The organism is Mesorhizobium sp. YL-MeA3-2017 (assembly GCF_030814575.1).
In the GTDB taxonomy this organism is placed as follows: Bacteria; Pseudomonadota; Alphaproteobacteria; order Rhizobiales; family Rhizobiaceae; genus Mesorhizobium; species Mesorhizobium terrae.
Map to the genome: position 1 here is coordinate 3,718,363 of NZ_JAUSVH010000001.1, position 12,755 is coordinate 3,731,117.

General features: G+C 60.2%; 12 protein-coding genes. 2 read left to right on the top strand and 10 right to left on the bottom strand.

Going from position 1 to position 12,755, the window contains the following annotated elements; translation table 11 throughout:
• The first annotated feature begins 95 nt into the window (after nucleotides 1–95).
• Entirely contained in the window at nucleotides 96–1,313 is a 1,218-nt protein-coding gene (locus QFZ88_RS17785; RefSeq protein ID WP_167523848.1) for an ABC transporter substrate-binding protein, read from the top strand.
• 53 nt (nucleotides 1,314–1,366) lie between these two features.
• A complete protein-coding gene (locus QFZ88_RS17790) occupies nucleotides 1,367–2,485 on the top strand; it encodes a PLP-dependent aminotransferase family protein (RefSeq protein ID WP_083237716.1) in 1,119 nt (372 codons plus the stop codon).
• A gap of 14 nt (nucleotides 2,486–2,499) precedes the next feature.
• Here the strand turns inward: QFZ88_RS17790 and QFZ88_RS17795 are convergent, their stop codons facing one another.
• Genes QFZ88_RS17795 through aepX form a run of 10 tightly spaced genes read right to left on the bottom strand, consistent with a single transcriptional unit; the run spans nucleotide 2,500 to nucleotide 12,525 of the window.
• Nucleotides 2,500–3,336: a class I SAM-dependent methyltransferase gene (locus tag QFZ88_RS17795; RefSeq protein ID WP_065997702.1), complete on the bottom strand. Its 837-nt coding sequence runs from the start codon at nucleotides 3,334–3,336 to the stop codon at nucleotides 2,500–2,502.
• 45 nt (nucleotides 3,337–3,381) lie between these two features.
• Complete coding sequence (locus QFZ88_RS17800; protein ID WP_065997700.1) at nucleotides 3,382–4,215, bottom strand: DMT family transporter; 834 nt, start codon at nucleotides 4,213–4,215, stop codon at nucleotides 3,382–3,384.
• Between the two features lie 13 nt (nucleotides 4,216–4,228).
• Nucleotides 4,229–5,353: a PLP-dependent aminotransferase family protein gene (locus QFZ88_RS17805; RefSeq protein ID WP_083237715.1), complete on the bottom strand. Its 1,125-nt coding sequence runs from the start codon at nucleotides 5,351–5,353 to the stop codon at nucleotides 4,229–4,231.
• 19 nt (nucleotides 5,354–5,372) lie between these two features.
• Complete coding sequence (locus tag QFZ88_RS17810; protein WP_065997697.1) at nucleotides 5,373–6,503, bottom strand: NAD(P)/FAD-dependent oxidoreductase; 1,131 nt, start codon at nucleotides 6,501–6,503, stop codon at nucleotides 5,373–5,375.
• 31 nt (nucleotides 6,504–6,534) lie between these two features.
• Nucleotides 6,535–7,314, bottom strand: coding sequence for an SDR family NAD(P)-dependent oxidoreductase (locus QFZ88_RS17815; protein ID WP_245317487.1), 780 nt, complete (start codon nucleotides 7,312–7,314; stop codon nucleotides 6,535–6,537).
• Nucleotides 7,315–7,331: 17 nt separating this feature from the next.
• The gene (locus QFZ88_RS17820) at nucleotides 7,332–8,888 is read right to left on the bottom strand and encodes a hypothetical protein (protein ID WP_065997690.1); all 1,557 of its coding nucleotides are present in this window, start codon (nucleotides 8,886–8,888) and stop codon (nucleotides 7,332–7,334) included.
• The gene (locus QFZ88_RS17825; RefSeq protein WP_065997688.1) at nucleotides 8,885–9,490 is read right to left on the bottom strand and encodes a CDP-alcohol phosphatidyltransferase family protein; all 606 of its coding nucleotides are present in this window, start codon (nucleotides 9,488–9,490) and stop codon (nucleotides 8,885–8,887) included. The genes QFZ88_RS17820 and QFZ88_RS17825 overlap by 4 nt, the downstream gene beginning before the upstream one ends.
• Nucleotides 9,491–9,519: 29 nt before the next feature.
• The gene (locus tag QFZ88_RS17830; RefSeq protein ID WP_065997686.1) at nucleotides 9,520–10,317 is read right to left on the bottom strand and encodes a phosphocholine cytidylyltransferase family protein; all 798 of its coding nucleotides are present in this window, start codon (nucleotides 10,315–10,317) and stop codon (nucleotides 9,520–9,522) included.
• 11 nt (nucleotides 10,318–10,328) lie between these two features.
• Nucleotides 10,329–11,540: an aminotransferase class I/II-fold pyridoxal phosphate-dependent enzyme gene (locus QFZ88_RS17835; RefSeq protein ID WP_065997684.1), complete on the bottom strand. Its 1,212-nt coding sequence runs from the start codon at nucleotides 11,538–11,540 to the stop codon at nucleotides 10,329–10,331.
• A gap of 52 nt (nucleotides 11,541–11,592) precedes the next feature.
• A complete protein-coding gene (gene aepX, locus QFZ88_RS17840) occupies nucleotides 11,593–12,525 on the bottom strand; it encodes a phosphoenolpyruvate mutase (protein ID WP_065997683.1) in 933 nt (310 codons plus the stop codon).
• Nucleotides 12,526–12,755 lie beyond the last annotated feature (230 nt).

The window sequence follows — 12,755 nt, forward strand, 5'->3', positions numbered from 1 at the left end:
TGACTGCTTGACCAGAGGCGTCACCGCACGGCCCTAGGACATACTCGATCATCTTGGAGAGTTAAATGAGGATCCCGTCTATCTCTAAGTGCGCATTGGCGCTGTTCGTTGCCACCATGGGCGCGAGCCCGGCGTTTTCCGAAACCACGCTCAGGGTTCTTTACTCCAATGCCTATGTGAACAAAGACTCGATGGAGAAGCTGGTCCAGCTTTTCGAAGAGCAGAACAAAGGCACTGCGGTAAAGCTTGATGTCGTCAAGAATTACACCGAAATGACGCAGTTGATGTTGCGGTCATCTCTGACGGGAGATGTACCGGATGTCGGGTTCCAGGGGCTGAGTTTCGTAAGGTTGTTCGCCGAGCGCGGCCTGGCTGTGCCGCTTCAGGGTTTCATCGCGCAAGAAAACGGTTGGGAGAACCGCGGATATTCGCAATCCGTGATGAGCATGGCCAAAAAGGGCGAAGAGACAATCGGCATTCCATACCAACTGTCTGTGCCGATCGTCTATTTCAACATCGACCTCGTCAGGAAGGCCGGGGGCGATCCGGACAAGCTGCCGACAACGTGGCAGGGAATTTCCGACCTGGCAAAAAAGATCGATGCTCCCAGCGGAAGCATCTTCTTCGACTATACCCCGACAGCCAACTGGACATTCATCGCGCTGGTGCAATCTCAAGGCGGCCACATGATGACGCCGGACGAGAAGCAGGTGGCTTTCAATGGTCCCGAGGGGCTGGAGGCCTTCAAAACCCTGAAGGAGATTGGCCGTTCCGGAATGAAGGACATGACGCGCGATCAGGCCAAGCAGGCATTCGCCGGCGGTTCGCTCGGCATTTTCGTTACATCCAGCTCGGACATCACCCTCTACACCAAGCAAGCCGCCGGGCATTTCGAAATGCGCGTCGCGCCTTTTCCCTCGACACAGCCGAATGGAATCCTGCCGGCCGGCGGCAGCGCCATCATGATCCACACGAAAGACCCCGAGAAGCAGAAGGTGGCCTGGGACTTCGTCAAGTTCTTCACCGGACCAGACGCGCAGACGCAGATGGCGAAATCAACGTCCTATATTCCGGTCAACACCCTGGCGATCAAGGATCCCGGCCTCCTCGGCAACTACTATAAGAGCGAACCCAACCTGATGGTGGCCGTTGGCCAGTTGCCGAGCATGACGAGCTGGTTCTCGTTTCCCGGCGAAAATTCCCTGAAAGTTACTCCCGTGATCGAAGATGCGATGCGCAAGGTCCTGTTCCAGGAAACCGAGCCAAAGGATGCCCTCGATCAGATAACAAGTGCCGTCCAGGGGCTGATGTGAGCCTGCTGTCGACTCCCGGTAAGCTTGTCACTCCAGCTTGAAGGTCGCTTGCAATGACGATCAATCAAAGAGATTTCTCGGTGGCAGAACCCATCAGTCTCATTCGTACGACTCCGCCGACGCCGGGCTGGATCGGTGACGAGATCAAAAATGCGCTCCTGGAGATTTCCCAGGCGCATGACCTGTCCACGCTCCTTAGATACCACCGGTTCGCGGGTACCGAACGAGACCGGGAGGTGGGGGCGTCCTGGATGTCGGATCGCATGGGTGGGGGGCTTGAGATCGGTCGCATCATCGCGACCAACGGCACACAGAATGCCCTGATGCTGACGCTCGCAGCCGTTGTTGGCAGTGGTGGCTTGGTCCTCGTCGAGGCGTTCAGCTACTATGGCTTTCGCCGTCTGGCCGGTTTTCTGAATGTCGAAGTCGACTGCATTGAGATGGATCGGGATGGAGCGCTGCCGGACGCGTTTGAAGACGCTTGCCGGACGCGATCGCCGAAGGCGCTCTTCCTGACGCCAACCATCCACAATCCAACGACGCTGGTGATGTCGCTCGAACGGCGCAGAGAGATCATCGATATTGCGAGAAAGTACGGCGTTGCAATTATCGAGGACGACGTCTATGGCGCGCTGCCGCACGACGCGCCACCACCGATCGCGGCACTGGCACCCGATATCTGCTGGTTTGCGACCGGTCTGGCAAAATGTGTCTCGCCTGGGCTGAAGGCTGGCTATCTCGTTGCGCCCTCCACAAGTCACGCTGCATCCGTCTTCGAGCGTTTTCAGGTCACCTCGACCTGGCATATGTCGCCGCTTTCATCGGCGTTGGCAGATAAGTGGATAAGCGGAGGGACCGCAAAGCGTATTCTCGACGCCGTACGCGCCGAAGCATCGGGCCGGCAGGAGATTGCGCGCGAGATCCTGGCAGGCAGCCAATACGCGGCCCACCCAAACGGTCTGCATCTTTGGCTGACGCTGCCTGTTCAACACGACCAGGATTCTTTCATCGATGCAGCTGCCAAGGCCGGCGTCATCCTTCGACCCGGTTCGATGTTTGCCTTTCATCCGGACAGGCCCGTCGACGCGATCCGCATTGTCTTGGGAAGCCCGGAAACGCGAGAGGAACTCAGGCGGGCGCTGAGCGCCATCCGTGAAACGGCCGGCGCCTGAACAGCGCCTGATGTTCAAGCACCGTTCACGCAGAAAACGCCCAGCGTGTCGAACGACATTGCGACACGCCCACTGCTTTCATGGCTGTGGAATATAGACCGCAACAGAGACTCCACCGCGGGTCGTCCTAATCGGCGCATCCCGATCAGCGTGGGCGACAAGGTGCTCACATACCCAATGAATTCATTTTCGGAAAATTCCAGCTCGTTGCACCAATGTGCTGCGTGGCCGGAAGAAAATGACCGGCAGGAAAGAACCTCCCGGGAGATGTCGATGCTCTCATACTGGCCGTGTTCATTGGTTCTGTGGCCACGAACGAAGACCGGGGCGAATTTCTCGAGGAGACAGAATATCTCGTCTCCAGCGGAACCGGGCGGACTCACCAGTTGGTAGTCGACAATTGCGAGAAGTCCCTGCGGGCAGAGAACCCTGGCGCATTCGTTCAGGAACTTCTGGCGCGAGAACCGATGATAGGCGCAGGCGGCTGTGACCAGGGCAAGCGACCTGTCGGCAAATGGAAGATGCGTGGATGAGCCGTCCACGAACGTCACGTTGCTGCCGGATGCGGGGGAAACCGCGACGGCGTTTGCTCTCATGTCTGCACTGGGCTCGACACCCACCACCTGACGCTGTGGAACCAGAAACTGCGCAAGCGCGAACGTGAAAAGACCTGTTCCTGCGCCGACGTCAACCGCAGGAAGGCTGTGGTCGAGGGACGACGAGAGGCCCGATACGTGTGCTATGAGGGCGCGCGGATAGCGTGGCCGGTATCTATAGTGGCCGGCAACCTGTCGAAATATGCTGCTGGATTGCGACTGTCGGGTTGCCCCGACGCTCTGCAGTACATTCATGGCACATCTCCTTCCAACACTGTCGACCTGTCGGGCCGGGTTTCGTCACGAAAACCGGATTGCAGAAAATATACTTAGTGAAATAATCAATATTCCCACTATGTAGCTTGGTGTAACGGCGTTCTTGAAGAATATTACTCCCGCAAGTGTCGCCAATATAATTCTTCCCAGATCGATTATTGCAATTCTTGGCAATCCGGATCTTGGGAATACCCGGAAAAGCAGTGCCTGGGAGATCGTCGTGAGCAGCCCGATGGCGCAGACGAGGATTACCTCATCCAGGTTCAGCGGACGCCATGAGATTGCGGCCAGCGGCAATGCGAACGCACATGTCAACGCGCTCGTTATCAAGGTCGCCATGATGGGAGCCTGGAAGGCGCCAATGAGCCTGGTCTGACTTGCAATCACAGAAGCCGTCAGGGCGGACAACAACGCGGCGGCGGCGCCCGGCACTGGTGCCGAGTTGAGGGACGGGCTCACGGCAAGAATTACGCCTGCGACGCCGGTGGTAATGCAAATCCACTCGACGCGGGATGGTGCGGCAGATCCGAGCCGGCCCGCTAAGGCTCCAAGCAATATCGTCTTTGTGTAGAGGAGAGCCTGCGCCAAACCCACGTCTATGGAGTGTATCGCATACGTCCAGGCGAGCGCGGAAATATAGATTAGAAGGGATCTCGGTGCGTGCCTCTTAACATCCGTGATTTCCATGCGCGGGCACAATTTAAATGAAAATGGCAACAGCAACAGAAAGCTTGAGCCGTACCGCAGGAATGTAAGCTGGTAGATCGATATTTCTGCACTCGAGATGCGCAAGAGCGTGGCGATAAGCACGAAGCATGCCATCTCCATGACAATGTAAATTGGCGTGCTCGTTTGCATCGTCTTTGACCGTTTACGATCTGACCGTCTTTGCCAATCTGGTGAGTGCCGTGAACAGTTCATCCTGTGTGTCGGGACTGCCGATCACGATCCGAATGCTGTTGTGGGACTTGTGGGGATCGACGAAGAACATGTGGCCAGGGCGTAGGATCACGCCGACATCGGCAAGCTGCTGGAGAAGGCGATCCTGGTTGGTTGTGGCGGCAAGTTCCATCCAGAGGAAGACGGACTCAGGGTGGGTGGCGAGGGGGAAGCCAGACAAGCATCCGCGGGCGATCGCTTGCCGGGCAACGATCTCAGCACGGACGGCATCGCGAATGCCAACAAGCGTGCCGTCCATCACCCAGCGCGACATGATTGCTGCCGATAGCGGGTTTGCGTGCCAGGTTGAAATCGTGTCGAAGGCCGCCGCAGCCTTGCCTGCGTCGGCGCTGAATGGCGCGACAAGGTAACCCAGTCGAAGCCCAGGCCCCATGCATTTGGCCGGGCCGGTAGCGAACCAGCAGATATCAGGCGCAAGTGAAGCAATTGGCTCTGGCGCAATCGACGGCAAGCTTCCGTAGACATCATCTTCTATGATCGGAACGCCGTACTTGCGTGCGACGTCGGCAAGCTCAAGGCGTCGCGTTCGTGACATGACAATCGATGTTGGATTGTGCAGGGTTGGCTGCAGGAAAAGCGCACGCGGCCGGCGGTCACGACAGGCCTCGTCAAAAGCATCGGGAAGCGCCCCATCAGCGTCCATGGCGATGCCGCTGACCGTGATGCCAAGCAATGCCGCCAGACGTCGTAGCCCGTAGTAGCTGATATCCTCGGTCAGCAGGTGGTCCCCAATGCCGACGACCGATCGAAGCGCCAGAAAAAGCGCGCTTTGGGTGCCGTTGGTCATGATGATGCGATCAGTCTCGACAGCTGGGCCAAGGCGCTCGCTCAACCAGCGGCGGGCAATATCCCGATCCTCCTCGCTGCCACGGAAGGTGTGATATCGCATGAGACTTTCGATCTTCGCGCTTCGACTGATCTCCCCGAACGCCCTGATCAATGCTTCGCCGACCCATGGGGGCGTGGGTGGCGTGCTGCGGATAAGGCTAATGGGTTCAATTGCCGTTTGCAGTTCATGCCTAATCGATGTTTGCATGTGCGTGGTCCTTTGGGATTCAAACGCTTGCAGCCAGCCAGGCTGAGGGCAACTGTTCGCGTTCGCTCAACAGATGCGAGGAATGTGTTGGCGGTCTTCCGATGCTCCGGGGCCAGCCCAGCGCCGCGACGATCTCAGATGCCGCAATCTTCCCGATCAATGGGGCAAGCGTGACGCCACCATGCATGGCAGCCACGGAGATCGCGGCGCATTCCTCTCGTGGCCCTACGATTGGATGATCGCTGGCGGGTACAGGCCGCGGGCAGGTCGTCCAGCTTCTCGGCACATGGAGGAAACCGTCGAGCCAGCGCGCGCCGGCCGCCAACAGGTCCAGGCGTTCCCCTTCGAGGCGTTTCAATGGTTCGAGTTCACCCGGTAGCGCTGACACTCCAGCTATATATCCGCCCTGACCGGGCCGGATATGGAATCCGTCCGCATAGACGACATGCCTGATCACACTTGTGTCTTGCGTGGTGAGCACGAGGAGCGGGCCAGGCAGCGTCTTGATCGGCAGTTCCCGCAGACCGGCCAGTTTGAGCAGTGAGTTGGTGTCATTGCCCACCGCAAGCACGACCCGATCGAAGGTTTCGAGGTCCGATTGCCAACTTAACCTCACCCATCGGTCTGACGCCTGGATCCCCGCTACGCGCGCGCTGCGAAATTGCGCGCCGAAACGTTCAACGGCGGTCTTCACAAGCTGCTTGCACAACGCGCCTGAGTCGACCCAGCCTTCTTCTGCGACAAGAAATCGTTCCGTGGCGAAGCGGGCATGGATCCGAGGCTCGAGATCGATCATCTCCTTGGCAGCTACGGAACGGACTTCGCCCCCGGCAGATGCGAAGGTGGTCGCATCCCTGGCGAGTTTGGCTGCGGGATCGCCGGCCGATGCTATACGCGCTGTGCCGCATAGGTGCAGGAGGTGTTCCGACCCAATCTCGCGTGCCAGTGCGCGATGGTAACGGATGGCCTGCAAGCGAAAGGCAAGATCCTCGCCGGATCGGCCAAAAGCGTTAAGACAGGCAAAAGACGATCCGGAGACCGCGCTTCCCGGAGGGAGGGGATCGAAGATCGAAACCTTCGCTCCTTGCTTCGCCAGATGGTAGGCGATGGAGGCGCCTACGATTCCTGCTCCGACAACACCAATTTTCATCGGCCTTCTCCGAGAATAGAAGCTCACCGCCTCACGCGCTGGCTGTCAGTCCGCCGTCCACATAAAGGATCTGTCCGGTCACAAATCGCGCTTGCCGGGAGGCCAGGAAATGCACGGCTCCGGCGACATCCGCCGGTGTCGCCAGTCGGCCGATGGGAATGTCCGCCACTGCTCGTCGAAAGGTTTCGGGATCTTCCAGCGCCTTGTCGTTCTTGTGCGTGCGGACAGCACCGGGCGCGACCCCGTTTACGGTGATGTTGTGCTGCGCAAGCTCGATCGCCTGCTGTTTCAGCAGGGTCGCCAGCCCCCCTTTGGCCGCGCAGAAGGCGCTGTACCCCCGGCCCCGGAAGCCGAGCGCCGAGCGCACCGAAAGCAGGTGGATGTGACTGCCGCCTCGGCCACTGGCCACCTGCTGGGTGGCGACCGCTTGCGACAGAAACATCGCTGGCCGCAGCGTCCTGGAATAGACCTCGTCGAAGGCTTCCTCCGTCACCTCGAGCAGCTTCTGTTCCTTGTTGAAACCCAGGCAGTTGACGAGAATGTCGACCGATCCATGCAACTGAGCTACAGACGCCACTTGCTTGCGAATGTCTGCAGTGTCGCAGGCATCGAGGCCGATGCCCTCGGCGGTCCAGCCCTCGTCACGGAGCCTGCCTGCAAGCATATCGGCGCGCTCGCCGTCGCGTCCGGCCACGATGCTGGTCGCGCCGGCAACAGCCAAAGCTTGCGAGATGCTGGTTCCAATCGCGCCATAGCCGCCGACCACGAGCGCGACCTTGCCCTTCAGGCCGAACGCCGTTTCGACCTGCAACTCGGATTGGTGAACGGTCATGATGCCTTCTCCTTTGGTGCTGCCGGATTGGCGTCCGCCCGTCGCGCGCGCCAGGTCGCGTCGCCATACTGTCCTTTGAACACCGGCCCGAGATGCTCTTTGGCGGTGCCGCCCAACTTGAGTTTTCCTACGAAAGACCCGTCTTCGGTCAGTTCGCCCTCAAAGCCATAGAACAGCCAGATCGGGACCTGTTCATGCGCCGCTTCCAGGCGCAGGAAGCGTCCATGGACTTCGCCGCTGACGACGCCGGTTCGGTTCTCCGTGTGATGCGTGCCAACCACTGAACGGCCAACCTGCCGAAGCTGCAGGCGGTGTTTGGCCGTTCCACGAAGAAACCCGATGTCGACATGCCAGGCACCCGACACATCCATTTCGGGGATGACCTCGGATTTTGGAGGGGCGATGCTGGCGGGATCGGCAAAAGCGGCAGCCAGAGCGGCGCCGACGATTTCGGCTTCCTTGTCGGACAGGTTGATTGGGTCCAGGATTGTGGAGGTCCTCGTTGACCAGAAGTCGTGGATGAGGATGCGCGGTCGCTGGCTCAGCAGCGCAAGCCGCAATTCCTCGCTGTCGAAGGGGATGTGGTCGAAATCCCATGAAACCTTGAGCCGGGTTGCGGTCACCGAGCCTGGCCAGGTTTTGATCTCGGTCGACACGCCGGGGATGGCGGACAGATATGATCGGATCCGCTCCAGGCGCGGCACCCACTGGCTTCGTTCTTCCCTGGCAGATCGGTGATTGATCCAACGGTCGATGGCGACGACCGCGCCAACCATTTCCTCCTTTCCGATCTTCATGGATCGGCCGAAAGCCTGATGCGGTGCACCATTCCACCAGATCGCCTGGCAGAGGGTCTTTTTCCCGATGACGATCGCCGTCGATTGCGGCGCGCGCAGATATTTGCCGCCGGCATAAACGACCAGGTCAGCTCCACTATCGATCCAACGATCCGGCTTGCCGGGAGAAAGACCGGCCGCATCGACGAGGATCGGCACATCATGTGCCTTTGCCACCGGCAAGATGGACTGGAGGGGGAGGGTGGTCGACCCGTCAAGGCGACCAACCAGGCAGATCATTGCAGCCTCGCCGATTGCCTTGTCCAGCTCTTCATAGGTCGCAACGTCGACGATCTCACCGCCGGCGATGCGCATGGCCTGCTCATACGCGAACCGCTGATCGGCGGGGATCAGGACCTTGTTGCGCAGTCCGGACGTGTCGGGCAGCCGCAGCATGAGTTCGGGATTGTTTCCGGCTATGCAGGCTGCCGTTGCAAGCGCCAGGCTTGCGGCAGTCCCTGCCGTTACCACGCCCCATTCGGCGCCGGTCAACTCGGCCAGCCGCTGGCCCGCGCCTTGGGCCAACTCATCCATGTCCACGAATGCGCCGGCTGCTGCGTTCATGGCCGCGATGACTTCATCCGAAGGGTTGCTGGCGCCATAGATGGTGCGCACCCCCGCGCATTGAACGATGGGCTCCACGCCTAGTGCCCGGAAGACCGCGCCTGCAGACGAAGCGTTGACCGATGCTTGCTTGAGTGTCGAATGCGAGTTCATCCCAGTGTCCTCGAGGCAAGCAGCAACGATGAGGCGACGCAAAAGGCGGTCACGACGACGTACATCGCGCCTTGTGTTTTCGGGACGCTCAAAGGCGCGATGTGGAGCAAAGCCAGCGCGACAAGTGCAGCGGCGAACAGTGATGGAAAGATTTGCTCGGCAATCACCGGGCGAAGCAGGAAGAGAACCGCTGTCAGAGGAACCGCATAGGTCGTCGGCACACCAACGAAGCGCCCACCGGGAGAACCGAACACATTGAAGTAACTCAGCCGCAGAGCGCTGGCCAAAACCAACGTCGCTGCAGCAAGAATCGAGAGGAGCGATCCTTGTCCCACGACGATCAAGGTGACAGCCGGAAAGATACCTGCGCTCACCAGGTCTGCCAGGGAATCAAGGTTTTTTCCAACCTCTCCCGTCTCGGGTGCTCGGCCCAAGGTGCGCTTGGCAACCACGCCGTCTAGATGATCGGCCAGCAAGGCCCAGAGCGTGACCGCGACACCCGCTTCCGGATGGCCCGCAAGTGCGAAGCTGATGCCGACAACGGACAAGGCGAGACCTGCCCCGGTGATGGCGTTTGCAGGATCGGCAAGTTGACGAAGCATGTGCGTTACTCCTCAGCCCTGGCTAGGGGTCAAACAGCCTGCGACAAGAGCGTTACTTCAGGCGGCGTGGCGAAGAGGTTTTCCGCCATGCGCAGATCGGCCTGGTTGTCGATCTCGTACCATTTGACGGTGTCGCAGCGCGCCGCCGCGATCTTCAGGCCGCGGCCTATCAGCTGCGCCAGCACCTGCTCGGTGTAGGTCGTGCCGGCACCGATGCCGATCAGATCGTCGAGGGCAGGCACGATGACCGTCGACAGGGTTGCGCGCGAGAACCGGAACAGATTGAGGGTCTTGAAGAGGCGAGGGGCGCCTGCCTCATTCAGATTTGCGGCGGTCTGCTTCATGCGGACTTCCGCAATTGTCCCGGCGGGGCCAAGAACGACGGCGGAGCCTTCCATTTCTTCGGTGAAAGGTGCGACCGCGGCGACGTCACCGGCGCCGGCGGCCATCAACGAGACCAATGCCTGCCGCTCGAAGAAGACATCTCCTTCGAGCAGGAAAATGTCACCGCTCAGCAGGGTATGACGCGCCAGCCAGAGCGAATAGGCGCTGCCGGTGCGGTCGTAGACAGTAGATTCGACATAGTCGATGTCGACGCCCGCAAACCGGTCACCGCAGGCGTATTCGATTGCATCCTTCCTGTAGCCGACGACGATGGTGGCCGATCTGACCCCCATCGCGCCAAGATGGCGCAGGGCGTTATGGATGATCGAGACGCCGAGGACCTCCACCAGGGGTTTCGGTCGGAAGTCGGTCAGGGGGCGCAGCCGCGAACCCATACCTGCAGCCAGGATAACAGCGCTTTGGGGTACTTCAGTCCTGAACATGACAACTTTCCTTAAGCTACGTTGCGAGTTGCTCCGGTCCACGCGTCAAAAACTCCGACGAGCCTCTCCAGCCCGAGCGCGAGCTTGTCGTGGTCAATTCCGTAAGAGAGACGCAGCCCCATCGGGTCTCCGAAGGCGCTGCCCGACACCCCTGCCACTCCGGCCTGGGCGAGGAGAGCATTGACGACATCGTCCGCGGTTCGTGGGGCGGTGGAAATTGCGCCACTGTCAGCGAGCTCCCGGAGGTCGAGATAGAAGTAGAACCCGCCCTGTGCCTTCGGCAGCGGGGCAATCGCCTGGCGCGACAGGATGTCCAGTCCGAGCCGCCGGGCCTGGGTCAACTGCTCGGAGAGATGTCTTTCATAACTGCCGTCGCCGCGTCGCAGGTGTTCCAGGACGGCATGCTGGGCGATCACATTCGGGTTCGATGTCGTGTGGGACTGGAGTGCTTTGACGGCGTCGATCACGCTTTTTGGAGCGGCCAGGTAGCCAATTCGCCAGCCCGTCAAAGCAAGCGTCTTGGAAAACGCATTGATGATGATGGTGCGCGAGCGCGCTTCCGGCACGAGCGAGACAATTGGATGATGGGCGTGCGGTGCATGCGCGAATGCGCCGTAGCATTCGTCAAAGATGATCCAGAGATCGCGGCGGATTGCCAGGTCGGCGATCTGTTCCAAAGTGCTCTGGTCATAAACGACGCCCGTCGGATTGCTGGGCGTGTTGACCACGATCGCGCGCGTCTTCGGCGTGATGGCGCCTTCGATATCCTCGGCTCTTGGAACATAGCCGTGGTCGCGCGTGTCGACATGCACCGGCCGCCCGCCGGCAATCAGCACCTGCGCCGGGAAGGTCGTCCAATATGGACTTGGGATGATGACTTCGTCGCCCGGGTCCAGCAGGACCATCGCGGCGTTGAAAAGCGCTTGTTTGGCACCGTTCGTGACGGCGATCTCTTCGCCATGCCAAACCTGCCCGGTTTCGCGGGCGACCTTTGCGGCGAGCGCTTCACGCAGTTCGCGAAGCCCGACGGTGTCGGTATAGCGGTTCTCGCCGCGTTCAATGGCGGCCAGCGCGCCCTCGCGGACGCTCGGCGCGAGATCGGACCATATTTCTCCTGCGGTGAGGTCGATGACCTCCTTGCCGGCATCGGATGCCGCCTTGGCGGCTGCGCGCGCGGCAGCCGTCCCCGACGACGCAAAAAGCTTCGTACGCTGTGCCAACATTGTCGGCCCTCGTGAGTTGTTGTGACTGATGGTGGGCGGAACCGGCCCAGTGCTACTCGGCCGCGACCGCGACCGAAGGAAGGTAGCGCGTCTCGGCCTCCGCCAGTTCGCGGTAGTTGAGCAGGTCGAACACATCGTCCAGCGTGGCGACCTCGTTTTCGATGCCGGCGATCGTTCCTTCGCGAAGGATGCGTTCGCAGACCTGGCGCATGGCCGAGACGGCCGCGCGCATGTTGTGGTTGGCCCAGATCACCGTCGAGATCTTGGCCGCACGGTACTCATCGACGGGCGTGCGGTAGTATTTGGTCGGGACGATCACGAGGGGCAGGCGATTGCTCCATTCCCGGGCGAAGGCCAGGATCTCGCCGGCGTCCGACTTACGCGAGTGGATGAGGATCGCATCGGCGCCGGCGTCCGCATAGGCATGCGCACGCATCAGCGCTTCCTGTTGGTCGTAACCCGCGATCAGCGCCTCGACGCGTGCGACCAGAACAAAGTCCTCGGAACCAAGCGTGTCCTTCACCGCGCGCAGCCGTCCGCAGAACTCACTGATTTCCGCCAGCGGGTGACGGTCACCGACAAAGGAGTTCATCTTGGGGAAGCCCTTGTCCTCGAGGCAGACACCGGCCGCGCCGTGCTGGAAGAGCTTCCTGGCCGCGAGCCTGGCATTGTTGAAATTGCCGAAGCCGCTGTCTCCATCCACCAGGATGGGGATTGAGGCTGCATCGGCCATCCGCTCGACGACTTCGACGAGCTGTGTCCAGGATGCTTCATTGGCATCGCGGTAACCGAGGCTCGAGGCAATCGATAGGCCGGAAGCCCAGAGGCCCTTGAAGCCCGCGCGTTCCGCGATGGTTGCTGAAAGCGCGTCATGCGCTTCCATGATGAAACCGAGCGTATTGGCCTGGATTATTCCGCGCAGGCTTGGCCTGGCTGCTGCCGAAACGGCTGTGGTTGAAAGGCCGGATTCTCCAACGTACGACATCGCTGCTCGCTCCCAGATGAGGTGCACTGCCGTTCGTGCCGACAACTCAAGCATGAGGCGTTTCTGCGGCCTTGTCAGGGGCCCACTGATTGGGAAGCGCCACAATTCGCTTGAGCGTCACCGAACTGTCATACGTTATTCACACCATATTATGGTTGTCAATTCAAAAAATATCCAGATTATGGATTGCTCTTTTAGCCGGCTACGGGATCGTTGGCATAGACTTGTCA